The 24338-nt window shown below is 61.4% G+C and carries 23 protein-coding genes; 12 read left to right on the top strand and 11 right to left on the bottom strand.

The features are described from left to right. Window positions 1–42 precede the first annotated feature (42 nt). Together J3P77_RS03225 and J3P77_RS03220 are read right to left on the bottom strand one after the other, a co-directional pair. Entirely contained in the window at window positions 43–546 is a 504-nt protein-coding gene (locus tag J3P77_RS03225; protein ID WP_434679528.1) for a methylated-DNA--[protein]-cysteine S-methyltransferase, read from the bottom strand. Beyond that, window positions 543–1988, bottom strand: a complete 1446-nt coding sequence (locus J3P77_RS03220; protein WP_434679526.1) for an AlkA N-terminal domain-containing protein — start codon at window positions 1986–1988, stop codon at window positions 543–545. Before J3P77_RS03220 ends, J3P77_RS03225 begins: the two co-directional genes overlap by 4 nt. A gap of 261 nt (window positions 1989–2249) precedes the next feature. Between J3P77_RS03220 and hemL the strand changes: the two genes are divergently transcribed. Continuing rightward, the gene (hemL, locus tag J3P77_RS03215; RefSeq protein ID WP_434679525.1) at window positions 2250–3533 is read left to right on the top strand and encodes a glutamate-1-semialdehyde 2,1-aminomutase; all 1284 of its coding nucleotides are present in this window, start codon (window positions 2250–2252) and stop codon (window positions 3531–3533) included. Between the two features lie 221 nt (window positions 3534–3754). Beyond that, window positions 3755–4303: a tetratricopeptide repeat protein gene (locus J3P77_RS03210; protein WP_434679524.1), complete on the top strand. Its 549-nt coding sequence runs from the start codon at window positions 3755–3757 to the stop codon at window positions 4301–4303. 80 nt (window positions 4304–4383) lie between these two features. Here J3P77_RS03210 and J3P77_RS03205 read toward each other — a convergent pair whose 3' ends face one another. Then, entirely contained in the window at window positions 4384–4710 is a 327-nt protein-coding gene (locus tag J3P77_RS03205) for a DUF1820 family protein (protein ID WP_333401681.1), read from the bottom strand. Between the two features lie 133 nt (window positions 4711–4843). Between J3P77_RS03205 and miaB the strand changes: the two genes are divergently transcribed. The 5 genes from miaB (at window position 4844) to lnt (ending at window position 10313) form a co-directional block, all read left to right on the top strand. Next, on the top strand, window positions 4844–6172 hold the full coding sequence (gene miaB / locus J3P77_RS03200) for a tRNA (N6-isopentenyl adenosine(37)-C2)-methylthiotransferase MiaB (RefSeq protein ID WP_434679523.1): 1329 nt from the start codon (window positions 4844–4846) through the stop codon (window positions 6170–6172). A gap of 228 nt (window positions 6173–6400) precedes the next feature. Continuing rightward, window positions 6401–7423, top strand: coding sequence for a PhoH family protein (locus J3P77_RS03195; protein ID WP_434679522.1), 1023 nt, complete (start codon window positions 6401–6403; stop codon window positions 7421–7423). Continuing rightward, the gene (gene ybeY, locus J3P77_RS03190) at window positions 7416–7916 is read left to right on the top strand and encodes an rRNA maturation RNase YbeY (RefSeq protein ID WP_434681861.1); all 501 of its coding nucleotides are present in this window, start codon (window positions 7416–7418) and stop codon (window positions 7914–7916) included. Before J3P77_RS03195 ends, ybeY begins: the two co-directional genes overlap by 8 nt. A gap of 5 nt (window positions 7917–7921) precedes the next feature. Then, the gene (locus J3P77_RS03185) at window positions 7922–8764 is read left to right on the top strand and encodes an HlyC/CorC family transporter (RefSeq protein ID WP_434679521.1); all 843 of its coding nucleotides are present in this window, start codon (window positions 7922–7924) and stop codon (window positions 8762–8764) included. Window positions 8765–8792: 28 nt separating this feature from the next. Further along, window positions 8793–10313 carry an apolipoprotein N-acyltransferase gene (gene lnt / locus J3P77_RS03180; RefSeq protein ID WP_434679519.1) on the top strand — a complete coding sequence of 507 codons (1521 nt, stop codon included), beginning with the start codon at window positions 8793–8795 and terminating at the stop codon, window positions 10311–10313. A gap of 41 nt (window positions 10314–10354) precedes the next feature. On the opposite strand, the gene J3P77_RS03175 is transcribed toward lnt, so the two are convergent. Both J3P77_RS03175 and J3P77_RS03170 read right to left on the bottom strand, forming a co-directional pair. Then, window positions 10355–11116 carry a YdcF family protein gene (locus J3P77_RS03175; RefSeq protein WP_434679518.1) on the bottom strand — a complete coding sequence of 254 codons (762 nt, stop codon included), beginning with the start codon at window positions 11114–11116 and terminating at the stop codon, window positions 10355–10357. A gap of 87 nt (window positions 11117–11203) precedes the next feature. Beyond that, window positions 11204–11575, bottom strand: coding sequence for a hypothetical protein (locus tag J3P77_RS03170; RefSeq protein WP_434679517.1), 372 nt, complete (start codon window positions 11573–11575; stop codon window positions 11204–11206). A gap of 309 nt (window positions 11576–11884) precedes the next feature. On the opposite strand from J3P77_RS03170, the gene leuS reads away from it, so the two are divergent. The 5 genes from leuS (at window position 11885) to J3P77_RS03145 (ending at window position 18642) form a co-directional block, all read left to right on the top strand. Next, on the top strand, window positions 11885–14491 hold the full coding sequence (leuS, locus tag J3P77_RS03165; RefSeq protein ID WP_434679516.1) for a leucine--tRNA ligase: 2607 nt from the start codon (window positions 11885–11887) through the stop codon (window positions 14489–14491). 85 nt (window positions 14492–14576) lie between these two features. Further along, window positions 14577–15182, top strand: coding sequence for an LPS assembly lipoprotein LptE (gene lptE / locus J3P77_RS03160; protein ID WP_434679515.1), 606 nt, complete (start codon window positions 14577–14579; stop codon window positions 15180–15182). Between the two features lie 39 nt (window positions 15183–15221). Next, complete coding sequence (gene holA / locus J3P77_RS03155) at window positions 15222–16259, top strand: DNA polymerase III subunit delta (protein WP_434679513.1); 1038 nt, start codon at window positions 15222–15224, stop codon at window positions 16257–16259. Window positions 16260–17068: 809 nt separating this feature from the next. Next, window positions 17069–17224 carry an alternative ribosome rescue factor ArfA gene (arfA, locus tag J3P77_RS03150; protein ID WP_125831790.1) on the top strand — a complete coding sequence of 52 codons (156 nt, stop codon included), beginning with the start codon at window positions 17069–17071 and terminating at the stop codon, window positions 17222–17224. 83 nt (window positions 17225–17307) lie between these two features. After that, complete coding sequence (locus J3P77_RS03145) at window positions 17308–18642, top strand: lytic murein transglycosylase (RefSeq protein ID WP_434679511.1); 1335 nt, start codon at window positions 17308–17310, stop codon at window positions 18640–18642. A 226-nt stretch (window positions 18643–18868) separates the two neighbouring features. On the opposite strand, the gene lipA is transcribed toward J3P77_RS03145, so the two are convergent. The 6 genes from lipA to mltB all read right to left on the bottom strand — a co-directional run bounded on the left by lipA (window position 18869) and on the right by mltB (window position 24325). Beyond that, on the bottom strand, window positions 18869–19879 hold the full coding sequence (gene lipA, locus J3P77_RS03140) for a lipoyl synthase (RefSeq protein ID WP_434679509.1): 1011 nt from the start codon (window positions 19877–19879) through the stop codon (window positions 18869–18871). Continuing rightward, window positions 19872–20528, bottom strand: a complete 657-nt coding sequence (lipB, locus tag J3P77_RS03135) for a lipoyl(octanoyl) transferase LipB (RefSeq protein WP_434679507.1) — start codon at window positions 20526–20528, stop codon at window positions 19872–19874. The genes lipA and lipB overlap by 8 nt, the downstream gene beginning before the upstream one ends. Continuing rightward, complete coding sequence (locus J3P77_RS03130; protein WP_434679506.1) at window positions 20528–20803, bottom strand: DUF493 domain-containing protein; 276 nt, start codon at window positions 20801–20803, stop codon at window positions 20528–20530. Before J3P77_RS03130 ends, lipB begins: the two co-directional genes overlap by 1 nt. Before the next feature lie 88 nt (window positions 20804–20891). Next, on the bottom strand, window positions 20892–22052 hold the full coding sequence (locus J3P77_RS03125; protein ID WP_434679504.1) for a D-alanyl-D-alanine carboxypeptidase family protein: 1161 nt from the start codon (window positions 22050–22052) through the stop codon (window positions 20892–20894). 243 nt (window positions 22053–22295) lie between these two features. After that, window positions 22296–23318, bottom strand: coding sequence for a septal ring lytic transglycosylase RlpA family protein (locus tag J3P77_RS03120; protein WP_434679502.1), 1023 nt, complete (start codon window positions 23316–23318; stop codon window positions 22296–22298). Then, the gene (mltB, locus tag J3P77_RS03115; RefSeq protein WP_434679501.1) at window positions 23318–24325 is read right to left on the bottom strand and encodes a lytic murein transglycosylase B; all 1008 of its coding nucleotides are present in this window, start codon (window positions 24323–24325) and stop codon (window positions 23318–23320) included. Before mltB ends, J3P77_RS03120 begins: the two co-directional genes overlap by 1 nt. Window positions 24326–24338: the final 13 nt, after the last annotated feature.

The following is a 24338-nucleotide window of genomic DNA, read 5'->3' as shown; positions in this document are numbered from 1 at the left end:
ATAGGCGGTGGACGCAGGAGCCGGTCGCGGGCAAGCGCGCTCCTACACGAGCTTGAACGGCACGCCGCTGGCGTTCTCAAGCCTGAGCAATGCATGTTTGCGATCCATGCCGCCGGCGTAGCCGGTCAGGTCGCCGCTTGCACCGATGACGCGGTGGCACGGCAGGATGATGCAGATCGGATTTCGACCGTTGGCCATGCCGACCGCACGCGAATGGCCTGGGCGCAGCCCCATCTTTTTTGCCATCGCCCCGTAGGAAACCACTTCGCCGTAAGGAATCTGCGCCAGTTCGCGCCACACCTGTTCCTGAAATGGCGTGCCGCGCAAACGCAGCGGCACATTGAAGGCTTGTCGCTCACCGCTGAAGAATTCCGCCAGTTGCTCCTCGGCCTGGCGTATGACCCGTGGCAACGCCTGGTCGTAAGGCATCATGGTCAGCGCCGGGTAGTATTTCTGGCCGACGAAGAACACGCCGGTCAACGCATCATCTTCGGCGCGCAGGGCGATGTCGCCTAACGGGCTTGGAATCAGGTATCCATGGATCATTTTCTTGCCTCCTCCCGTTGACGCCAGACATGCACCGTAGCGTAGGCGCGCCAGGGCGCCCACTGGCTGGCGTGCTCATTGAGCTGCGCGGTGGTCGCGCAACCGAGGTGTTTTTTCAGCACCGCGTCACCCTCGGGGAACGCGTTGGGCCAGCCCAGCGCGCGCATCGCGATGTACTGCACGGTCCACTCACCGACGCCGCGGATACGGCGCAGCGCGGCAAGCGTTTCGTCCAGTGGCACCAAGGGTTGGAGAATGATGCGCCCGACCGCCACTTCCCTTGCGATTGCGATGATCGCTTCGGCACGGATGCGAATCAGCCCGGCACCGATCAACTGTTCAGGATCGAGGCGCGCAATGGCCTCGGCATCCGGAAAGGTGTGATGCAACCCGTTAGGCGCGTCCGATACGGCGCTCCCGAAGCGTTCGGCAATCCGGCCCAGGATGGCGCGCGCATTGAGCACCGAAATCTGTTGCCCGGCCACGGCACGCACGGCTATCTCGAAACCGTCGAAAGCACCCGGCACGCGCATGCCCGGTAGATCCGCGCTCAGCGGTCCCAGGTGCGCATCCACCAGATCGGGCCGGCAACCGGTGTCGAACACTCGCCGCACTCGCGCCAGCACTTGGGCGATGCCCGATTGCAGGGAAGACGAGACAGTCACCACCAGTGCGTGTCGCAGTGGTGCATGCGTTACGTTGAGCCAGCCTGCCAGCCGTTTTCCGGCATGCTCGAACTCAATGGCGCGTGAGTAAGTATCGTTACTGACCTGCTCTACGCCCTGAATGCAGCGATGGGCGAGAAACTCCAGCACGCCGCTCCAGGAAAACGGCGGCCGGTATGACAACTCGAATCGCATGGTCGCCGCGCCCGGTACGTGCGTCGCCTTGCGCAAGCGCAACGGGTTAAGGCCATAGCGAGCCTGGAACACATCGTTGAAACGTCGCACGCTGCCAAACCCTGCCGCCAGTGCAACCTCCGTCATCGACAGGCCGGTATCGGTCAGCAGGCGTTTGGCGATCAACAGGCGCTGGGTCTGGGCGAATTCGACCATTGTCACGCCGAACTCGGTTTCGAAGATCCGCCGCAAGTGTCTGGACGTCACGCCGACACGGTCGGCCAGATCGTCCAGACTTCTGCCGCTGAGAAAGCCCTCCTCGATCAAGCGGGCAGCGGCCTGGGCCAAGCGGCTCGACACGTCCAGCAGACCGTTGCCCGGCGCCAGCTCGGGACGGCAGCGCAGGCAGGGTCGAAAGCCCGCGCGCTCGGCTGCCGCGGCCGAGGTGTAGAAGGTGCAGTTGCGAGCCTGGGGCGCACGGACCGGACACATTGGCCGGCAGTAGATGCCGGTCGACGAGACGCCCATGAAAAACCAGCCGTCGAAACGGCGGTCTCTGGCGATAAAGGCTGCGTAGCAGATGTGCGGATCTAGAGTGTTCATGGAACAGACTCTATTCCAGCATCCGGCAAAAGTCTGGCTGAATTCGGACATGTGCATCCGGCTGCCGACCTGCATTTGTTATAGTGCCTGCCTTGCGTATTACGTCCCGTCGGCCTGTTCAGGCCCATCAGGGTCTGTACGAAATGTTTTCGAGCGAAGGTCAGGCGAGCCTGCCTTCAACGCAGCGTCACCGAGCGCAGATACATTTCCTATAGAGCCTGGGGCAGCCACGACTTACCGTTGCATAGCAGAGACTCAATCATGTCCCGTTCCGAAACACTGTTCGCCAACGCCCAGAAACACATCCCCGGCGGCGTCAACTCGCCGGTTCGCGCTTTCAAGAGCGTGGGTGGCACGCCGCTGTTCTTCAAGCACGCTGCCGGCGCTTATGTGACTGACGAAGATGACAAGCGCTACGTTGACTATGTCGGCTCATGGGGTCCGATGATCCTTGGCCACAGCCATCCGGAAGTGCTCGACGCCGTGCGCAGCCAGCTTGAGCACGGCTTGTCCTACGGCGCGCCGACGGCCATGGAAACCGAGATGGCCGACCTGGTCTGCTCGCTGGTACCGTCGATGGAAATGGTGCGCATGGTCAGCTCCGGCACCGAAGCGACGATGAGCGCGATTCGTCTGGCTCGTGGTTACACCGGTCGCGACAGCATCATCAAATTCGAAGGCTGCTACCACGGTCACTCCGACAGCCTGCTGGTCAAGGCTGGATCCGGCGCGCTGACGCTGGGCGTGCCGAGTTCGCCGGGCGTACCTGCTGCGTTTGCCAGGCACACCCTGACCGTACCGTTCAACGACCTGGAGGCAGTCCGGGCTCTGCTGAGCGAAGTCGGCCAGGAGGTGGCGTGCATCATTGTCGAGCCGGTGGCCGGCAACATGAACTGCGTGCCGCCGGCGCCTGGTTACCTTCAAGGTCTGCGCACCCTGTGCGATGAGCATGGCGTAGTGCTGATTTTCGACGAAGTGATGACCGGCTTTCGTGTAGCCCTCGGTGGCGCTCAGGCTTACTACGGCGTCACGCCGGATCTGAGCACTTTCGGCAAGATCATCGGCGGCGGCATGCCCGTGGGTTGCTTCGGCGGCAAGCGCGAGATCATGTCGCACATCGCGCCACTGGGTCCGGTCTATCAGGCCGGTACCCTGTCGGGCAACCCGCTGGCCATGGCTGCGGGCCTGACCACGTTGCGCCTGATCAGCCGTCCCGGTTTCCACGACGAACTGACTGACTTCACCACCCGCCTGCTCGAAGGCCTGCAGCAACGCGCCGACGCCGCCGGCATCCCGTTCGTGACCACTCAGGCAGGAGGCATGTTCGGCCTGTATTTCAGCGAAGCCGAATCGATCGTGACCTTCCAGGACGTGATGACCAGCGACGCCGACCGTTTCAAGCGCTTCTTCCACCTGATGCTGGAAGGCGGTGTGTACTTGGCGCCGAGCGCTTTCGAGGCCGGTTTCACTTCCATTGCCCACGGCGATGCGGAGCTGCAGCTGACGCTGGACGCTGCTGAAAAGGCCTTCGCGGCCCTCAAGTAATCGCACCGGCATCCGCAGGCCGTCGACGCCTGCGGATGCCGATGATTGATCCGCAGATTTCCTACAGGGCTTTCGCCCCGCAAATAAAGGCTTTTCCAAGCCGTGCAGCAGAAAATCCGTAAAGACTTTGTAAGGTTGGCCCTGCTTATTTCATAATGCCCAGCCAGCATGTTCCGCTGGACGGGCACCCCCGCACCTTTTTCAGAGGTAAGTCGACTCCCATGAATCGCACCGGCCGCACCCTTGCATTGGGCTGCCTGTTGCTTATCTCTCCCCTGCTGGCGAATGCAGGCGGCAACTCGTTGTTAATCCCAGCGGTGGGCCGTTGCACCCTCAATACTCAGCCGGAGAACCTGCCCGCAGCGCTCAGCGCCTGCCAGCAGGCGGCGCAGTCTGGCGACGCACAAGCGCAATACGAGCTGGGCGAGTTCTATCATGAAGGCAAAGGCACCGAGCGCGATCTGGCTCAGGCACTGAGTTATTTCGAGCAGGCGTCGCTGCAAGGCCATGCCCAGGCGCAGTATCAGCTGGGCCTGATGTTCAGCCGTGGCGAAGGCGTTCAGGCCAATAATATTCAGGCCTACGTCGTGCTGAAGATGGCCGCCGTCAACGGCTCGGAAGAAGCGTTGGACGCTGCCGACGAGGTGTCTGCGAAGATGCGTCGCGACGAACTCGAAGTAGCCACCCAGGTGCTGGGCCAGATCTTCCGCAAGTACCTGCTGGAGCTGCAGACCGCGGAAGGCCGCACGCCGTTTTCGCCGTTGCCCTGAAAAATCCAGCTTTGTGGAGCGGACTTGTCCGCTCCCACAGAACCACAGATCCACAGGCCTGTGTTATCCCAACCTAAGCGCTACTTCTCCGGCATCGGCATCGGGAACGGCATGACGTTGCCGGTGCCGCGGGCTTCGCTGATCTTCGGCGTGCCCATGCGTTCGACCTCGTCGATGCGCACGATCGAGTGCATCGGCACGAAACTGCGCACCACGCCTTCGAATTGAGCCTTCAGTTTCTCTTCACTCGGATCGACCACGACCGTGGTGCGCTCGCCAAAGACAAACTCTTCCACTTCGAGAAAGCCCCACAGATCGCTCTGATAGATCTGTTTGGCATACATCTCGAACACCTGGCCCTGGTTGAGAAAAATCACTTTGTAGATGGGGGCTTCGCGTTTTGTCATAACTGGCAGTTAAGGACTCAGGCAGAAAAAAAGGGGGCGCGCACTATAGCATGTCCGCTGGACAGCCAACGCTAGGAACCCGAACGCTTCGCCCCTATAATGCGCGGTTCTTTGAATCCGCTGATGATCACGAATGGCCAAGAAGCTTTATATCGAAACCCACGGTTGCCAGATGAACGAGTACGACAGCTCGCGCATGGTCGATCTGCTGGGCGAACATCAGGCCCTGGAAGTCACCGCTCGCGCGGAAGACGCCGACGTGATCCTGCTCAATACCTGTTCGATCCGCGAACGCGCCCAGGATCGGGTGTATTCGCAGCTGGGCCGCTGGCGTGAGCTGAAGCTCGCCAACCCGGAAATGGTCATCGCGGTCGGCGGCTGTGTTGCCAGCCAGGAAGGCGCTGCCATCCGTGACCGCGCGCCTTACGTCGATGTGGTCTTTGGCCCGCAGACCTTGCATCGCCTGCCGGAGATGATCAACGTCGCTCGCGCCACCCGCCTGCCGCAGGTCGATGTCTCGTTCCCCGAAATCGAAAAGTTCGACCACCTGCCCGAGCCTCGCGTCGACGGCCCGAGCGCCTATGTGTCGGTCATGGAAGGCTGCAGCAAATACTGCACGTTCTGCGTCGTGCCTTACACCCGTGGCGAAGAAGTCAGCCGTCCGTTCGATGACGTCCTGGGCGAAGTCATTCACCTGGCGGAAAACGGCGTGCGTGAGATCACGTTGCTGGGGCAGAACGTCAACGGTTATCGCGGCGTCAACCAGGACGGCAGCGTTGCCGATCTGGCCGATCTGATCCGGGTAGTGGCCGCCGTCGATGGCATCGACCGCATTCGCTACACCACGTCGCACCCGCTGGAGTTCTCCGACAGCCTGATCCAGGCCCACGCGGAGGTCCCCGAACTGGTCAAGCACCTGCACCTGCCGGTTCAGTCCGGGTCCGATCGTGTGCTGGCAGCCATGAAGCGCAACCACACCACTCTCGAATACAAGTCGCGGCTGCGCAAGCTCAGGGCTGCGGTTCCGGGCATCAGCATCAGCTCGGACTTCATCGTCGGCTTCCCGGGTGAAACCGAAAAGGATTTCAACGACACGATGAAGCTGGTGCAGGACGTAGGCTTCGACTTTTCATTCTCGTTTGTCTACAGCCCGCGTCCCGGTACGCCAGCTGCGGATCTGAAGGACGAGACGCCCGAGGCGGTGAAAAAAGAGCGTCTGGCGGCGCTGCAGCATCGTCTGAATCAGCAGGGCTTCGAGATCAGCCGACAGATGGTCGGCAGCATTCAGCGGATTCTCGTCACCGATTATTCGAAGAAAGACCCCGGCGAACTGCAAGGCCGGACCGAGAACAACCGGATCGTCAATTTCCGCTGCGCCGACCCCACGCTGATCGGCCAGTTCGCTGACGTCCACATCGACGACGCCCAGCCGCATTCACTGCGGGGTTCGTTGTTGCAGTAGATCCCTCTATTTCTTTGGGGCTGCCGTGGGAGCGGACTTGTCCGCGAAAGCTTCATTACAGGCGCCGCAGGTTTGGTGGCTGTTCCGGCCTATTCGCGGACGAGTCCGCTCCTACAAGCGGATACCTCCCGGCTGTTTACGCCAATTGCAAGTCAGACCTTTCGCACGGCCAGCACCAGGAGTATTCTTCGCCTTACCTCATTGCTGCCGGATGGCTACAAAACGACCTTGAACGCAACCATAGAACCCCATCGTTTCACCCTCGAACCCTTCGAGGCCCATCGGTTCGCCAACTTGTGCGGCCAACTCGACGAGCATCTGCGCCTGATCGAGCAGCGCCTGAACATCGAGATCCGCAATCGCGGCAATCAGTTCGAGCTCATTGGCGAGCCTAAACAAACCAAATCGGCTGAAAACCTTCTGCGACGTCTGTACCGTGAAACCAAAGGTACGGATCTGACGCCGGACATGGTTCACCTGTTCCTGCAGGAATCGGGTGTCGACGGGCTGGACAACCACCCCGCCGCCGAAGTCGGCGTTGCGCTGCGCACCAAGAAAGGCATGATTCGCCCACGCGGCCTGAATCAGCAGCGTTATGTGAAGGAAATCCTTGGCAACGATATCAACTTCGGTATCGGTCCGGCGGGCACCGGCAAGACTTATCTTGCGGTCGCATGCGCCGTGGACGCCATGGAGCGCGAGCAGATCCGCCGCATCCTGCTGGTGCGCCCGGCCGTGGAAGCGGGCGAAAAGCTCGGCTTCCTGCCCGGCGACCTGGCCCAGAAGATCGACCCGTACCTGCGCCCGCTCTACGACGCGCTGTACGAGATGATGGGCTTCGAGCACGTTGCCAAACTGATCGAGAAGCAGGTCATCGAGGTTGCACCGCTGGCTTACATGCGCGGGCGCACCCTTAATAACAGCTTCATCATTCTCGATGAGAGTCAGAACACCACCGTCGAGCAGATGAAGATGTTCCTGACCCGTATCGGCTTCGGCTCCACGGCCGTGATCACCGGCGACATCACTCAGGTCGACCTGCCCAAGGGCACCAAGTCGGGCCTGACCCATGTCATCGACGTGCTCAAGGACGTGCCAGGCATCAGCTTCACGCACTTCAAGCCCAAGGACGTGGTTCGCCACCCGTTGGTGCAGCGCATAGTCGAAGCCTATGAGCGTTTCGATGACCGTTACAGCGATGGCGCGTCGAGCGGTAACAGCTATGGACGAGACAAGAACCGCGATGCTTGAGCTGGATCTGCAGATCGCCAGTGAAATCAGCGCCCCGAGTGAAGCCCAGTTCCGCCTCTGGTGCGAAATGGGCTTGCGCCAGCGTAGCGCCGACTCGGAGCTGACCATTCGGCTGGTGGATGAAACCGAAGGCCGTGAACTCAATCACACATGGCGTCATAAAGATTACGCCACCAATGTGCTGTCCTTTCCTGCCGATGTACCCGACGACATGCTGGATATCCCGCTGTTGGGCGACCTGGTGATCTGCGTTCCGGTCGTCAATCGCGAAGCCCGGGAACAAGGCAAGGCCGTCGACGCACATTGGGCGCATCTGGTGATTCACGGCTGCCTTCATCTGTTGGGTTACGACCATATCGATGATGAAGAAGCCGAAGAAATGGAAGCACTGGAACGAACGTTGCTTGCGGAACTGGGCTATCCGGATCCCTACGCCGACGACGAAGACGCCGAACCAAACCATTCAGAACCAGTAAGAAAGGAACACGAGTAAGGGCTATGAGCGAAGACCGATCGAGCAACGGACAAAAGTCATGGCTGGGTAAACTCACCCAGGCTTTTGTCCATGAGCCGAAAAACCGCCAGGAGCTGCTTGAGCTGCTGCGCGAAGCCCACCAGAACAAGCTGCTGGACAGCGAAGCGCTGGCCATTGTCGAAGGTGCGATCCAGGTTGCCGACCTGCAGGTGCGCGACATCATGGTGCCGCGCTCGCAGATGATCAGCATCAAGGCCAGCCAGACCCCTCGCGAATTTCTGCCGGCCGTCATCGAGGCGGCGCATTCACGCTACCCGGTCATCGGCGAAAGCCATGACGACGTACTTGGCGTGCTGCTGGCCAAGGATCTGCTGCCCCTGATTCTCAAGGCCGATGGCGATAGCGACGACATCAAGACCTTGCTGCGCCCGGCGACGTTTGTTCCGGAATCCAAGCGCCTCAACGTGTTGCTGCGCGAATTCCGCGCTAACCATAACCATATGGCCATCGTCATCGACGAATACGGCGGCGTGGCGGGTTTGGTCACCATTGAAGACGTGCTGGAACAGATCGTCGGCGACATCGAAGACGAACATGATGTCGAGGAAGACAGCTACATCAAACCGCTGCCCAGCGGCGACTTCTTGGTCAAGGCGCTGACGCCCATCGAGAATTTCAACGAGTTTTTCGACAGCGAGTTTTCCGACGACGAATTCGACACCGTCGGCGGTCTGGTCATGAACGCATTCGGCCATCTGCCCAAGCGCGCGGAAATCACCGTGATCGGTGCCTACCGTTTTCGCGTGCTGAGCGCCGACAGCCGGCGCATCCACTTGCTGCGTCTGAGCCCTGTCTCACGTCCGTAACCTTCCGATGCCGTACCAAGGAAAATAGATGCGCTGGATAACCCGTCCCGGCTGGCCCGGTAATCTGCTGGCCGTGGCGGCCGGCGCTGTCACCACTCTGGCCCTGGCACCGTTCGATTTCTGGCCACTGGCGCTGCTGGCCGTGGTGTTTTTTTATCTGGGGCTGCGCGAGCTGAGCCCAGGCCAGGCGTTGCGCCGTGGCTGGTGCTACGGGTTTGGTCTGTTCGGCGCGGGTACCAGCTGGATTTATGTCAGCATTCATACGTACGGCGGCGCTTCGGTGCTGCTGGCCGGCTTGCTGATGCTGGCGTTCATTGCCGCCATTGCGTTGTTTTTCGCGCTGCCCGCCTGGCTCTGGGCGCGCTGGCTGCGACGCAACGAAGCGCCGCTGGCGGACGCCCTCGCCTTCGCGGCGCTGTGGGTGTTCCAGGAAGCCTTTCGTGGCTGGTTCCTGACCGGATTCCCATGGCTGTATTCCGGCTACAGTCAGCTCGACGGCCCGCTGGCCGGGTTGGCACCGGTGGGCGGCGTGTGGCTGATTTCGTTCACGCTGGGTCTGACCGCCGCATTGCTCTGCAATCTGCATCGGCTGCGCAGCCGCAAGTCGTTTCTGGCCATCGGCGTGGTACTGCTGTTTGCACCGTGGATCACGGCTTTGTCGCTCAAAGGTCACGCCTGGACCTCGCCATCGGGCAACCCGCTTAAAGTTGCCGTGTTGCAGGGCAACATCGAGCAGAGCATGAAGTGGGACCCCAAGCAGCTCAATGCCCAGCTGGCGCTTTACCGCGACATGACCTTCAGTTCGCAGCAGGCCGACCTGATCGTCTGGCCGGAAACCGCCGTGCCGGTTCTCAAGGAGAGCGCGGAAGGTTACCTGACGATGATGGGCCGGTTCGCCAGCGACCGCGGTGCCGCATTGATCACCGGCGTGCCGGTCCGGGACCGCAATGAACGCGGTGAAAACCGTTATTACAACGGCATCACGGTGACTGGCCAGGGCGACGGCCTTTACTACAAGCAGAAGCTGGTGCCTTTCGGTGAGTACGTTCCGCTGCAGGATTTGCTGCGTGGCCTGATCGCGTTTTTCGATCTGCCGATGTCCGACTTCGCGCGCGGTCCCAACGATCAGCCGTTATTGCAGGCCAAGGGATACCAGATCGCGCCGTTCATTTGCTATGAAGTGGTGTACCCGGAATTCGCCGCCGGACTTTCGGCACGCAGCGACCTGCTGCTGACGGTCAGCAATGACACCTGGTTCGGCACCTCCATCGGCCCGTTGCAACACTTGCAGATGGCGCAGATGCGCGCGCTCGAAGCGGGCCGCTGGATGATCCGCGCGACCAATAACGGTGTCACCGGCCTGATCGACCCGTTCGGCAAGATCACCGCGCAGATTCCTCAGTTCGAGCGCGCCGTCCTGTACGGCGAAGTTGTGCCGATGCACGAACTTACACCCTACCTGCGCTGGCGCTCCTGGCCCTTGGCAATCGTCTGTCTGCTGATCTTCGGTTGGGCGCTGCTCGCTTCGCGGATTTCCAGGACGGTCTGATTCACGGGCTCAGTTCGATGGCAACGGGCGTACCGGAGGTATTACGGATACGCCCATGGGTAGACCAGTAGCCCGGCTGCCTCGTTGAGTAACGCCCCGCTCTGAGTGATCGCCCGCGCTTCGGGCAACCAGCCGCCAAACGGCCGGGCGTTGTCCACGCCCAGAAAGCCGACCGGCGCGGCCACCACGGTGAAGCCCGCTTGTTCGAAACACCAGCGGGCTCTTGGCATATGCCAGGCCTGCGTCACCAGTGCGACGCGCTTGACTCCCTGCCCGCGCAGGATGTCGGCGGTCATGGTCGCGTTTTCCCAGGTCGTCCGGCTGCGGCCTTCCTGCCAGCGCACCGGCATTGCAAAGTCCTGCTCCAGCGAGCGCGCCATGATCTCGGCTTCGCTCGGCGGTTCGCCGAAGTGCAGGCCACCGGAAGTCAGGATCGGCAGCCCCGACTCCTTCGCAAGACGCGCCGCCAGGCGCAGACGTTCCAGGCCGATGCCGGTTGAAACGTCCTCGCCCCAGACCGGGTCATGACGTTCGCGACCGCTGCCCAGCACGACAATGACGTCAGCCCGCTGCGCCAGTGCAGGCCACTGGTCTCTCGGCAACGGCGGATCCTGCTCCAGCGCGCGGGCCGCGTGCTCGACCACGACCGGCAGGCTCATCAGCCACAAGCCGCCCAGCCCCAAAATGAAACAGCCCGCAGCGGTTCGCGGACGAGATTTGCGCAGCCACCAGCCAATGCCCATCAGCAGGAACAGAATCCCCGGGGGCAGCAGCAAGGTCTTGAACAAATAACGTAATGGCATCAGGGCATCTCCATGGATGCCCGAAGCCTAAAAGGAATGGTGCTAAGCAACAATGCTTATAAGCAGGTCCTAGCCTGCGACGGGTTTTTAAAGCTTGAAAGTGCTGTGTGAACTGTTGCGGCCTGGCCGCTCCGACGTTTTGGCACGGCGCTTGTCACTGAGCCAGATGACCCTGGCGCAAACGCGCGGCTTGGCTATCGAATCGGTCTGCTCCACTGGAACATTGAAACTGCCCTTTGACTTACTCTCAACAGCCCCGTTTGCCGCCATCGCGCCTTTTTCAAGGTAGGCCTCAATCAGCTCGAACTCGGCACTGCTCAACCCTTTGAGCTCAAGTTCCGCAGGCAGCTCGTTTCGAAGCCGGACCGCGGTACTCGCCATTTCAAGAGCCAGTCCCAGACGATTGATCAAACGTTCATACAGCTCAGGAGTGCTTACTGTGTGCTGCAACTCTGTCATCCGTTCACCTCATTGAAGATAAGACATACCCTCGTCAATGAGCTTAGCGCTGGTTCAAAAACCGTCCCGAAAGTGCGACCAACGGCCAGATCACGCGCTTTACGCCGGGCTTTGGCCGGGTGCCGAGCAATCAGCGTTTCCCTCGGTCGGCGGCGCTCATGTATGCTACGGCGCTTCCTGTAATTCCACTTCCGCTCTCTTGAGCCCGGATGCACCCACGGGCGGCTCCAATGCCCGGCCCACGGTGGCAACGAGACTCGGCAAAGCAACGAAGCGGTCAAGGGTCAACAATCCTTAGTAAAAGTAGCCATGCACGAACTCTATCAGCCCCGCGAAATCGAAGCCGCCGCCCAGACCTTCTGGGAAGAGCAAAAGTCTTTTGAAGTCAGTGAGCAGCCAGGCAAGGAGACCTATTACTGCCTGTCGATGTTTCCTTACCCAAGCGGCAAGCTGCATATGGGTCACGTGCGCAACTACACCATCGGCGACGTGATCTCCCGCTACCAGCGCATGCAGGGCAAGAACGTTCTGCAGCCTCTGGGTTGGGATGCATTCGGCATGCCGGCGGAAAACGCCGCGATCGACAACAACGTCGCGCCCGCCAAGTGGACCTACGAAAACATCGCCTACATGAAGGCCCAGCTTAAAAGCCTGGGGCTGGCGATCGACTGGTCCCGCGAGGTGACTACCTGCAAGCCCGATTACTATCGCTGGGAACAATGGCTGTTCACTCGCCTGTTCGAAAAAGGCGTGATCTACCGTAAGAACGGGACTGTGAACTGGGACCCGGTCGACCAGACCGTGCTGGCCAACGAGCAGGTCATCGACGGCCGCGGCTGGCGTTCGGGCGCGGTGATCGAAAAGCGCGAAATCCCGATGTACTACTTCAAGATCACTGCCTACGCGGATGAGCTGCTGGAGAGTCTGGACGAACTGCCGGGCTGGCCCGAGCAGGTCAAGACCATGCAGCGCAACTGGATCGGCAAGTCGCGCGGCATGGAAGTGCAGTTCCCCTATGACCAGGCATCCATTGGCCAGACCGGTGCACTGAAAGTCTTCACCACCCGCCCTGACACGCTGATGGGCGCGACCTATGTGGCCGTTGCCGCCGAGCACCCGCTGGCGACGCAGGCGGCGCAAGGCAACGCCGAGCTGCAAGCCTTTATCGAAGAGTGCAAGGGTGGCAGCGTCGCCGAAGCTGACGTTGCCACGCAGGAGAAGAAAGGCCTGCCTACTTCGCTGTTCGTCGAGCATCCGCTGACCGGTGAAAAGCTTCCGGTCTGGGTCGCCAACTATGTGCTGATGCACTACGGCGATGGCGCTGTCATGGCGGTGCCGGCCCACGACGAGCGCGATTTCGAATTCGCCACCAAATACGGTCTGCCGATCAAGGCCGTGGTCCGCACCAGCACTGGCGACGAGACGCCAGCGCCCTGGCAGGCTGCCTACGGCGAGCATGGCCAGCTGATCAATTCCGGCGAGTTCGACGGGCTGGATTTCCAGGCGGCTTTCGATGCCATGGAAGCTGCACTGGTCAAGAAGAACCTCGGCCAGTCCCGCACCCAGTTCCGCCTGCGCGACTGGGGTATCAGCCGTCAGCGCTACTGGGGTTGCCCGATTCCAATCGTGCATTGCGACAGCTGCGGCGACGTGCCGGTGCCGGAAGACCAGTTGCCTGTCGTGCTGCCCGAAGACGTCGTACCCGACGGCGCCGGTTCGCCGCTGGCGCGCATGCCGGAGTTCTACGAGTGCAGCTGCCCGAAATGCGGCGCACCGGCCAAGCGCGAAACCGACACCATGGACACTTTCGTCGAATCGTCCTGGTACTACGCACGCTACGCCTCGCCTCACTATGAAGGCGGCCTGGTGGAACCGGGCGCGGCTAACCACTGGTTGCCGGTCGATCAGTACATCGGCGGTATCGAACACGCGATCCTGCACCTGCTGTATGCGCGCTTCTTCCACAAGCTGATGCGCGATGAAGGGCTGGTAACGTCCAACGAGCCGTTCAAGAACCTGCTGACCCAAGGCATGGTCAACGCCGAGACCTACTTCCGCATGGAAGCCAGCGGCAAGAAGACCTGGATCAACCCTGCCGATGTAACGCTTGAACGCGATGCGAAGGCCAAGGTCATCAGCGCCAGGCTGACCAGCGACGGCTTGCCGGTGGAAATCGGCGGCACCGAGAAGATGTCGAAGTCGAAGAAAAACGGCATCGACCCGCAGACCATGATTGATCAATACGGCGCGGACACCTGCCGCCTGTTCATGATGTTCGCCTCTCCGCCCGACATGAGCCTGGAATGGTCCGACTCCGGCGTAGAAGGTTCGCACCGCTTCCTGCGCCGCGTCTGGCGTCTTGCCCAGGCACACGTGATCCAGGGCACCGCAGACAGTCTCGATCTGTCGGCACTGAGCGATGACCAGAAAGCCGTTCGCCGCTCTATTCACCAGGCAATCAAGCAGGCCAGCCAGGATATTGGTCAGCACCAGAAATTCAACACAGCCGTCGCCCAGGTGATGACGCTGATGAACGTGCTGGAAAAAGCGCCGCACGCCACGGCCCAGGACCGCGCCCTGCTTCAGGAAGGTCTGGAAACCGTCACGCTGCTGCTGGCACCGATCACGCCGCACATCAGCCACGAACTGTGGAAAGCGCTGGGCCATGACACTCCGGTCATCGATGCGGGCTGGCCGGTGCTGGATGAAAGCGCGCTGGTGCAGGACAGTCTGCAACTGGTTATTCAGGTCAATGGCAAGCTGCGCGGCCAGATCGAAATGCCGGCCAGCGCCAGCCGTGAAGAGATCGAAGCCGCTGCCCGGGTCAACGAGAACGTGCTGCGCTTCATCGACGGTCTGACGATCCGCAAAGTGATCGTCGTGCCCGGCAAGCTGGTCAATATCGTCGCAAGCTGATTGGATCGGGCGCCTGGCAGACAGGCGCCGAACATAATTCCGGGCACGCAATGACGTCCCAAACGGATTCAAGGGGAGCAACAAGATGATCAAACGCAATTTGCTGGTGATGGGCCTGGCGGTGATGCTGAGCGCCTGTGGCTTCCAGCTGCGTGGCACCGGCACCAACGAACTGACGATCAAGGAACTTGATGTCAAGGCGCGTAACGCCTACGGCGAAACCGTGACGCAGCTCTCCCGCATGCTGACGGCCTCTGGCGTCAAGGTTTACAACGGCGCCCAGTACAAGCTGGTGCTGGTCAGCGAACAGGAAGAACAGCGTTCGATCGGCTTCTCCAGCTCCGGTCGCGCCTCCGAGTATCAACTGACCACTACCCTGAAGTATGAGATCCGTGGCGAGCGTGATCGCTTCCTGCTGGGTGACAGCGTTGTCGTAGAAAAATCCTACGCACACGATGGCAACAACCTGACCGGTTCTGATCGCGAAGCTTCACAGGTCCGTCAGGAAATGCGCAACGATCTGGTTCAGAGAACCATGTCGCGCCTGCAGCAGTTGACGCCGGCGGGTCTGGATCAACTTCAGGCCAACGCCGATGCCGTGGCCAAAGCCGAACAGGAAGCGTTGGAAGCAGCGCAGCGTGCTCGCGACGAAACGCCGCAACAGTCGCCTATCGAAATCCCGAGCAGGTAAATATCAGGGGCCAGCCGACTGGCCCCGGTATCCCCGACGATGAAACTTGCCCCCGCCCAACTCGACAAACACCTGCAAGGCACGCTCGCGCCTGTGTACGTGATCAGCGGCGATGACCCGCTGTTATGCCAGGAAGCCGCCGACGCCATCCGCAACGCCGCGCGGCGTCAGGGCTTCGATGAACGCCAGGTATTCAGCGCCGATGCCAGCTTCGACTGGGGAACGCTGCTGCAGGCTGGCGCCAGCATGTCGCTGTTTGCCGAGCGTCGTTTGCTTGAACTGCGTCTGCCATCCGGCAAACCAGGCGACAAGGGTGCGGCGGCCTTGATGGAATACTGTGCCCGCCCCGCCGAGGACACGCTGTTGTTGATCAGCTTGCCCAAGCTCGATGGCAGCGCGCAGAAGACCAAGTGGGGCAAGGCGCTGATCGAGGGCGCGCACACTCAGTTCGTACAGATCTGGCCGGTGGACATCGGCCAGTTGCCGCAATGGATTCGTCAGCGTCTTTCGCAGGCCGGGCTTGCGGCCACCCAGGATGCGGTCGAGTTGATCGCGGCAAGGGTCGAGGGCAATTTGCTGGCTGCGGCTCAGGAAATCGAAAAGCTCAAGCTGATGGCAGAAGACGGCCAGATTACTGTCGAGACCGTCCAGGCGGCGGTAGCGGACAGTGCGCGGTTTGACGTTTTCGGCCTTACTGACGCCGTCCTTAACGGTGAGGCGGCGCATGCGCTGCGTATCCTGGAAGGTCTGCGCGGCGAAGGCGTCGAGACGCCCGTCGTGCTCTGGGCACTGACCCGCGAATTGCGCGCGCTGGCGACCATGTCTCTGCAGTTCAGCCAGGGCATGCCGCTGGACAAGGTCTTCAGCTCCGCGCGCCCGCCGGTCTGGGACAAGCGCAAGCCGCTGATGAGCAAAGCGCTGCAACGCCATTCCGCAAAACGCTGGAGCCAACTGCTGATGGACGCCCAGCGCATCGATGCCCAGATCAAAGGCCAGGCAACCGGCTCGCCCTGGAGCAGCCTCGGTCGACTGGCGCTTCTGATGGCCGGACAAAGGCTGGCACTGCCTGCGGAGTAACAGGCGCGCCACAACCGTCTATCACTTGTGGGAGCGAGCTTGACCTGGCCGATCTGGCGCGCAGCGGCCGTAATAGCGCTGGATGCGGTGTGTCTGGCAAGGCCAAGGTGGCTGGTTTTACTGCCGCTTCGCGCCAGATCGTCAGCAAGCTAACTCCCACGCCCTTCGGGCAGAATCACAAGCGGGCTCGATGTTTCAGCCCGAAGGGCGTGGGAGCTGGCTCGCCTGCGATCTGGCGCGCAGCGGCCGTAATAGCGCTGGATGCGGTGTGTCCGGCAAGGCCAGGGTGCCTGGTTTTGCTGCCGCTTCGCGCCAGATCGTCAGCAAGCTAACTCCCACGCCCTTCGGGCAGAATCACAAGCGGGCTCGATGTTTCAGCCCGAAGGGCGTGGGAGCTGGCTCGCCTGCGATCTGGCGCGCAGCGGCCGTAATAGCGCTGGATGCGGTGTGTCTGGCAAGGCCAAGGTGGCTGGTTTTGCTGCCGCTTCGCGCCAGATCGTCAGCAAGCTAACTCCACGCCCTTCGGCCAGAATCACAAGCGGGCTCGATGTTTCAGCCCGAAGGGCGTGGGAGCTGGCTCGCCTGCGATCTGACGCGCAGCGGCAGCAAGAGCAGTGGATGCGGTGTGTCCGGCAAGGCCAGGGTGCCTGGTTTTGCTGCCGCTGCGCGCCAGGGCATCGGATGCTGCCCAGACCAAGCGTCCTCCCGCAAGGTTTTGCGCATGCCCGTCCATAGCAGGCAACTATTGGACAACCTATGCTCTTTGGCCGAATATTCGCTCCGCAACTTTCCCCTCTGGAGCATCTGCCATGAGCAAGCCAAAACGGCCGAACAAGGCCAAATCCATCGTCGCCCAGCCACTGTTCCGTAGCCGCCAGGAACGACCCGCCAAAGGCAAGGGCAGCTACCGCCGCGAAGCCTTCCAGTCCAAAAGCTGGGAGGCTTCTTGCTTTCTGGCTGCCTGATACCCCGCTACGTTTGCGGGGCGCTTTCAACCGCGTTGCCGTGTTAAGGTCTGCATCTGTCGGTAATCCTCCTGGACCCAAGCATGCCTTCTTGTTTTACCCAGCGCTCGCAGTTGCGCCAACTCCTCGCCGCTTCCAGCCTCATCGTCCTGGTAGCCTGCGCAGAAAAACCTACTGCCGCTGACGCCACGCCTCTCCAGACCATCAAAACTCCTGCCGTTACACCTGTCGCGACGCCTGCGCCCGCGCCGCCCCTCAGTGTGGACGACAACCTGTCGATTCAGCCCGCCATCAGCTTCAGCGACTGGCAAGCCGGTTTCCGCGATCAGGCCCTGAAGGCCGGCATTCGCGCCGACGTATTCGACCGGGCGTTTGCCGGTGTCACGCCGGACATGAGCGTGGTCAAGGCGGACCGCAGTCAGCCGGAATTCAGCCGGCCGGTGTGGGAGTACCTGGATGGCGCGATCTCGGCCGCACGAGTACGCAAAGGCCAGGCCCTGCTCTCCGAGTACGCCAATGACCTGCAGAAGATCGAACAGGTGTATGGCGTTGACCGCCAGGCGCTGGTGGCCGTATGGGGCATGGAGAGCAATTTCGGTGGCTTCCAGGGTTCGCAATCAGTGATTCGCTCGCTCGCCACGCTGGCGTATGAAGGCCGTCGCCCAGGCTTTGCACAGAGCCAGTTGCTGGCCGCGCTTGAAATCCTTCAGCAGGGCGACATCACACCGGACAAGATGCTTGGCTCGTGGGCTGGCGCCATGGGCCAGACCCAGTTCATACCCACCACCTACAACACCCACGCTGTGGACTTCGATGGCGACGGACGTCGTGATATCTGGAACACGCCCGCCGACGCCTTGGCATCGACCGCCCACTACCTGCAAAGCTCAGGCTGGCAGCGCGGACAGCCGTGGGGTTTCGAAGTAGTGCTGGGCTCGGACTTCGATTACGCGCTGGCCGACGCGACCACCCGTAAAAGCCTGGCTGAGTGGCAACAGCTCGGCATAAAACAGCCGGATGGCTCGGCGATCCCGGTTGCAGCCAGCCAACAGCAGGCGACGCTGCTGCTGCCAGCCGGTTATCGCGGCCCGGCCTTTCTGGTGCTGGACAACTTCCGCGCCATTCTCAAATACAACAACTCGACGTCCTATGCGCTGGCTATCAGCCTGTTGTCGGATCGTTTCAAGGGTGCCGGTTACGTGGTCGGCAGCTGGCCGCGCGGAGATCTGCCGCTAAGCCGCTCTGAGCGCATCGAGCTGCAAAGCCTGCTTTCCGCCCGTCAATACGACGCAGGCTCGCCAGACGGCATCATTGGCGCCAATACGCGCAAGGCGATACGCAGCGCCCAGCAGTCATTCGGCTGGCCTGCGGATGGATACCCGACGCATGAGCTGCTGAATCGCTTGCGCCAGCCGTAACACTACAATCCGTGTAGGAGCGGACTTGTCCGCGATCTGGCGCGCAGCGGCAGCAGGTGACGCGCCTGGCCGTGCCAGACACACCGCACCCAACCTGGATGCCGCCGGATCCCGGCAGATCGCAGGCAAGCGGAGCGCCGCCCGGCCCGCTTCCACATAGTCACAGAACGAAAAACGGGCCGGATAGTGATATCCGGCCCGTTTTCATGTGCGGTTCAAGCGTTGATCAGACCAGACTGGCCTTGGCGATCTTGGCTTGTTCGTCGGCGTGGTAGGACGAGCGAACCAGCGGGCCGGATGCCACGTTCTTGAAGCCCATCCGGTAGCCTTCCTCGGCGAACCAGGCGAAGGTGTCCGGGTGAACGAAACGCTGGACCGGCAGGTGGTTGCGCGAAGGCTGCAGGTACTGACCCAACGTCAGCATATCGATGTCGTGCTCGCGCATACGCTGCATCACTTCAATCACTTCGTCGTCAGTCTCGCCAAGGCCCAGCATCAGACCGGATTTGGTCGGCACGTGCGGCACCATCTGCTTGAAGCGTTGCAGCAACGTCAGCGACCACTGATAGTCCGAACCCGGACGCGCAGCCTTATACAGGCGCGGAACCGTTTCCAGGTTGTGGTTGAACACATCAGGTGGCTCGGCTGCGGTGATTTCCAGCGCGACATCCATACGGCCACGGTAGTCCGGCACCAGTGTTTCGAGCTGAACGCCCGGCGACAGCGCACGAATCTCGCGAATGCAGTCGGCGAAATGCTGAGCACCGCCGTCACGCAGGTCATCGCGATCCACTGAGGTGATCACAACGTACTTGAGGCGCAGATCGGCAATGGCCACCGCCAGGTTCTTCGGCTCGTCGGCATCCAGTGCCTTCGGGCGACCATGGCCGACGTCACAGAACGGGCAACGACGGGTGCAGATGTCACCCATGATCATGAAGGTCGCGGTGCCGCCCGAGAAGCATTCGCCCAGGTTCGGGCACGATGCCTCTTCGCAAACGCTGTGCAGCTTGTGTTTGCGCAGCAACTGCTTGATACGGTCGACTTCCGGGGACACCGGGATCCGCACCCGAATCCAGTCGGGCTTTTTCGGCAAGTCGACGGTCGGAATGATCTTCACCGGGATGCGCGCGACTTTTTCCGCGCCACGCAGCTTCACGCCGGCTTCGACTTTCGGACGGGCCGCACGCTCGGAAACGTCGAGCGCAGGGATCAGGGTTTGCACGGTGTCAGTCATAAGAATGTATTCCGCCCGTAAGGGTCGCCTGCTCAGCATAGTCGAGGTGTTTGACGAGCTGCGCGCGCAGCCGGGCACTTACCTCGGAAAATTCTATCGGCCCTGCGTGATCGCGAAGCTGGGTCATTTCCAGCCCCGCATAACCGCAAGGGTTGATGCGATGAAACGGTGCCAGGTCCATGTCGACATTCAGCGCCAGCCCATGAAACGAGCAACCGTTACGGATGCGCAGGCCGAGCGACGCGATCTTCGCGCCGTCGACATAGACGCCGGGCGCGTCGGCCTTGGCAAAGGCCGTCACGCCATAACTGGCCAGCAGCGCAATCAGCGTGTTTTCCATTCGGGTGACCAGATCGCGAACGCCGAAACCCAGGCGCCTGACGTCAAGCATCAGGTAAGCCACCAACTGGCCGGGGCCATGATAGGTCACTTGGCCGCCACGATCGACCTGCACGACCGGAATATCACCCGGCACCAGCAGATGCTCCGCTTTACCGGACTGCCCCTGGGTGAAAACCGGCGGGTGCTGGACCAGCCAGACTTCGTCCGCCGCCTCGCGGTCGCGCTCGTTGGTGAAACGCTGCATCGCGTGCCATGAGGGCTCGTAATCCAGCAGACCCAGATCACGAAAGCCAAGCACCTGCGACATCAGAGCACCATGTGCACGACACCCGTAGCGCGCAGGGCGCTATTGATGTCGCGCAGCTGGTCTTCGCCCGTTGCGACGATATGCAGTTGTACCGTGGTGTATTTGCCGTTGCTGCTCTGGCGCTCGGCCAGCGTTGCGATGTCGATGCTGGCGTACTTGCCCAGGATTTCGATCACCGCGTCAGTGAAGCCCACACTGGTGTCGCCGATCACCTTGATCGGGTAGTCATTGCAGGGAAATTCGATTTTGTGCGACTTGACGTCGGTATCTGTCATGGCAGTAAAGGTCTCACAAGCCGTGACGACGGACACACAGCCCGCTGAAAAGCGGGCTGCGAGAAGGTCGGCATTGATTACTAGAAGGTCAGTTGAACAAGCCGTAGAAGAACATGCGAATGCTATCCCACAGGCGGCGGAAAATACCACCTTCTTCAACGGGCTCAAGTGCGATGAGGTTCGCGGTGTGTACCACTTTCTCTTCCGACTTCACTTCAACCTTGCCGATCACGTCGCCCTTGGCGATAGGCGCTACCAGCTGCGGGTTCATGGTCATGCTGGCGGACAGCTTTTTCATTTCGCCTTTAGGCATGGTCAGGCTCAGATCTTCGGCCAGACCAGCCTTCACCTGACGGACGGTGCCTTTCCAGACCGGCGCCTGCGCCAGTTCGGTGCCCTTCTGATAGAAGTTCTGGGTTTCGAAGAACCGGAAGCCATAAGTCAGCAGCTTCTGGGTTTCCGCCGCGCGAGCCTGCTCGCTGTTGGTGCCGAAGACCACGGCGATCAGACGCATGCCGTCACGTACCGCCGAGGACACCATGCAGTAGCCTGCTTCTTCGGTGTGGCCGGTCTTCAGACCGTCGACGGTCTTGTCGCGCCACAGCAGCAGGTTGCGGTTAGGCTGCTTGATGCCGTTCCAGAAGAACTCTTTCTGCGAATAGATCGCATAGTGAGCCGGGTCTTCGTGAATGATCGCGCGAGCCAGCTTGGCCATGTCGTGAGCCGACGAGTAGTGCTCGGGGTTCGGCAGGCCGGTCGGGTTCATGAAGTGGCTGTTGGTCATGCCCAGATCGGCGGCCGTCTTGTTCATCATGTCGGCGAACGCGTCTTCGCTGCCGGCGATGTGCTCGGAGATCGCGACACTGGCGTCGTTGCCCGACTGGATGATGATGCCGTGCAGCAGGTCGCTGACGGTTACCTGGCTGCCCACCTTGATGAACATCCGCGAACCGCCCGTGCGCCAGGCGTTCTCGCTGACGGTGACCGGATCGTTCTCACCGATCTGGCCGCGACGGATTTCCAGGGTCGCGATGTAGGCCGTCATCAGTTTGGTCAGGCTCGCGGGTGCCAGGCGCTGGTCACCGTTGTTTTCGACCAGCACGTTGCCGCTGGTGGCATCCATCAGCACGTAGGACTTGGCAGCCAGCTGCGGAGCAGCAGGCGTCATTTGTTCCGCGGCCCAGGTGCTCGGGGCGATGACCAGTGGCACAAGCAGGCACAAACGTTTTGCAAAGGTGGTGATGTTCATCCGTCTCTCGAAAATGCTAATGGGCAAACATGCCCTTGCGGGCAAAGCTGAACAGACCGGCGGAGCACGATGCTCCGGTACGGTTCATGGCGCCAGGCTAAGGCCCTGGCTGACAAGATCGCCTGTTCGACACACGACCTTGTGGACGGCCACCCGCAGCGCTTGCTCTGACGGCAAGTGCTCGCTGCCTGCGACCGTTGCCGCCTTCCATTACTGCCGAAAGGCGACCATTGAACGTTGGTGTTACTGATCCGATGTCACGACGCTGGGCTGGCCGAGGTTGGCCGACCTGACGCTGTTCTGCAACTGCTGGGCTTCACCCGGCGTGTCGATCGGTCCCAGCCGCACTCGATAGAGCGTCTGCTGATTGCGTGCTATCGAACTCACGAACACCGGAGCCTGAACCATCCCGCTCAGCTTGGACCTCAACAGTTCCGCAGCGTCCGGGTTGGCGAAGGCTCCCACTTGGAGAAACAGCCCAGCGGCTGGTCCTGAAACGTTTTTTTTTGCGTCGACCTGCAAGGGTACGGCAGGCGCCGCGTGCTGCTGAGGCGGCGGCGTGTATTGTTCGACGGTGCCAGTGGACGTCGAGATCGACGGTGCCGAAGCCTGCGCCACCACTTGCGGCTGGCTGAGCATCAGCGGCGCCGGACGGCCGCGCTGCGCCCACCATTCCTGCGGGTCAATGCCTTCGACCTTGACCCGCGCCGTGCCGGTTTCGGCATAGCCGAGCTTCTTGGCCGCGGCGTAGGACAGGTCGATGATGCGGTCGGAGTAGAACGGCCCGCGGTCGTTGACGCGCAGGATTACCGTCCGGTTGTTGTCCAGGTTGGTGACTTTCACATAGCTGGGCAGCGGCAACGTCTTGTGCGCCGCGCTCATGCCGTACAAGTCATACACCTCGCCGTTGGCGGTGTTCTGCCCGTGGAATTTGGTGCCATACCAGGATGCGGTGCCCGAAGCGACGTAGCGCTTGGATTCGCTCATCGGGAAATAGGTCTTGCCCAGCACGGTGTAGGGGTTGGCCTTGTAAGGCCCGGTGTGCAGGGTCGGCGTGGCGTCGGGAATACGGGACACATCCACATCCCACCAGGGCGCGCCGTCCTTGTGGGCCCGATTGATGTCCAGGCCCGGCGTGGCGCGCACGACAGGTCCACCCTTGCCCGGCTGCGTTGTGCGCGACGGCGACGAGCAACTGGCGACCAGCAGTGCGAGGCCGGTCACGGCCAGCAGTTTCAGAGAGCTACTAAACGGCACTGCCGGCATTACTTGACGCCTCGAGCTTGAACCAGAGATTCAGACAGCTGATACACGGCCATGGCGTACATCACACTGCGGTTATAACGGGTAATTGCATAAAAATTGCTCAACCCCATCCAGTATTCGGGACCGCTCGCCCCTTCCAGGCGAAACGCCGTGACGGGCAAATCGTCGCGCAGCGCATCATGACTCGCCCAGCCCAGCCCCCGCAACTCCCCAACCGACATAACGGGATCCAGGCCGGGGCTCAGACCCTGGTCGATCTGAGCGCCGCGAGCCGATGCGCGGCTCACCACCTGCTGACCGGCCACCCATCCGTGGCGCTTGAAGTAGCTGGCCACGCTGCCAATGGCATCGTCGGGGTCGGTCCAGATATTGATGTGCCCGTCACCGTCGAAGTCGACGGCGTAGGCGCGGAAGCTGCTCGGCATGAACTGCGGCAGGCCCATCGCGCCGGCATAGGAGCCTTTGAGGGTCAACGGGTCCAGTTGCTGCTCGCGGGCGAGCAAAAGGAATTCACGCAGCTCCTTGCGGAAGAATTCAGCGCGCGGCGGATAATCGAAGCCCAGCGTGGACAGCGCGTCCATCACTCGATAATTGCCGGTATTGCGACCGAAGAAGGTCTCCACGCCGATGATCGAGACAATGATCTGGGCCGGTACGCCGTATTCCTGCTGGGCGCGGGCCAGAGCCGCTTCGTGTTGGCGCCAGAAATCCACGCCGCGTGCGATACGGGCGTCGGTAATGAACATCGGGCGGTAGTCTTTCCACTGCTTGACGCGCTCGGCCGGGCGGGAGATCGCGTCCAGTATCGCCTGCTTGCGCTCCACCTCGCGGAACACGTCCATCAACTGTTCGCCGGCAAAGCCGTGATCGCGGGTCATTTCGCCTACGAATTCGGCGACCTGCGGCGAGCCTTCATAGTCCCCCGCGACTGTTTCCTGTACCGATCCAAGGATGCCTACCAGGCCGACCACCGGAGCATATCGAGCCCAGCTACGCATTGCTTGCATTGAGTTCTTCACC

The organism is Pseudomonas sp. R1-18 (assembly GCF_051132095.1).
In the GTDB taxonomy this organism is placed as follows: Bacteria; Pseudomonadota; Gammaproteobacteria; order Pseudomonadales; family Pseudomonadaceae; genus Aquipseudomonas.
This window is presented reverse-complemented; position numbering and strand designations above follow the sequence as displayed.

Excerpts from the sequence above, each read along its gene's own strand:
- J3P77_RS03225 (WP_434679528.1), bottom strand. The coding sequence starts at position 546 with ATGATCCATGGATACCTGATTCCAAGCCCGTTAGGCGACATCGCCCTG.
- J3P77_RS03220 (WP_434679526.1), bottom strand. The coding sequence starts at position 1,988 with ATGAACACTCTAGATCCGCACATCTGCTACGCAGCCTTTATCGCCAGA.
- hemL (WP_434679525.1), top strand. The coding sequence starts at position 2,250 with ATGTCCCGTTCCGAAACACTGTTCGCCAACGCCCAGAAACACATCCCC.
- J3P77_RS03210 (WP_434679524.1), top strand. The coding sequence starts at position 3,755 with ATGAATCGCACCGGCCGCACCCTTGCATTGGGCTGCCTGTTGCTTATC.
- J3P77_RS03205 (WP_333401681.1), bottom strand. The coding sequence starts at position 4,710 with ATGACAAAACGCGAAGCCCCCATCTACAAAGTGATTTTTCTCAACCAG.
- miaB (WP_434679523.1), top strand. The coding sequence starts at position 4,844 with ATGGCCAAGAAGCTTTATATCGAAACCCACGGTTGCCAGATGAACGAG.
- ybeY (WP_434681861.1), top strand. The coding sequence starts at position 7,416 with ATGCTTGAGCTGGATCTGCAGATCGCCAGTGAAATCAGCGCCCCGAGT.
- J3P77_RS03185 (WP_434679521.1), top strand. The coding sequence starts at position 7,922 with ATGAGCGAAGACCGATCGAGCAACGGACAAAAGTCATGGCTGGGTAAA.
- lnt (WP_434679519.1), top strand. The coding sequence starts at position 8,793 with ATGCGCTGGATAACCCGTCCCGGCTGGCCCGGTAATCTGCTGGCCGTG.
- J3P77_RS03175 (WP_434679518.1), bottom strand. The coding sequence starts at position 11,116 with ATGCCATTACGTTATTTGTTCAAGACCTTGCTGCTGCCCCCGGGGATT.
- J3P77_RS03170 (WP_434679517.1), bottom strand. The coding sequence starts at position 11,575 with ATGACAGAGTTGCAGCACACAGTAAGCACTCCTGAGCTGTATGAACGT.
- leuS (WP_434679516.1), top strand. The coding sequence starts at position 11,885 with ATGCACGAACTCTATCAGCCCCGCGAAATCGAAGCCGCCGCCCAGACC.
- lptE (WP_434679515.1), top strand. The coding sequence starts at position 14,577 with ATGATCAAACGCAATTTGCTGGTGATGGGCCTGGCGGTGATGCTGAGC.
- holA (WP_434679513.1), top strand. The coding sequence starts at position 15,222 with ATGAAACTTGCCCCCGCCCAACTCGACAAACACCTGCAAGGCACGCTC.
- arfA (WP_125831790.1), top strand. The coding sequence starts at position 17,069 with ATGAGCAAGCCAAAACGGCCGAACAAGGCCAAATCCATCGTCGCCCAG.
- J3P77_RS03145 (WP_434679511.1), top strand. The coding sequence starts at position 17,308 with ATGCCTTCTTGTTTTACCCAGCGCTCGCAGTTGCGCCAACTCCTCGCC.
- lipA (WP_434679509.1), bottom strand. The coding sequence starts at position 19,879 with ATGACTGACACCGTGCAAACCCTGATCCCTGCGCTCGACGTTTCCGAG.
- lipB (WP_434679507.1), bottom strand. The coding sequence starts at position 20,528 with ATGTCGCAGGTGCTTGGCTTTCGTGATCTGGGTCTGCTGGATTACGAG.
- J3P77_RS03130 (WP_434679506.1), bottom strand. The coding sequence starts at position 20,803 with ATGACAGATACCGACGTCAAGTCGCACAAAATCGAATTTCCCTGCAAT.
- J3P77_RS03125 (WP_434679504.1), bottom strand. The coding sequence starts at position 22,052 with ATGAACATCACCACCTTTGCAAAACGTTTGTGCCTGCTTGTGCCACTG.
- J3P77_RS03120 (WP_434679502.1), bottom strand. The coding sequence starts at position 23,318 with ATGCCGGCAGTGCCGTTTAGTAGCTCTCTGAAACTGCTGGCCGTGACC.
- mltB (WP_434679501.1), bottom strand. The coding sequence starts at position 24,325 with ATGCAAGCAATGCGTAGCTGGGCTCGATATGCTCCGGTGGTCGGCCTG.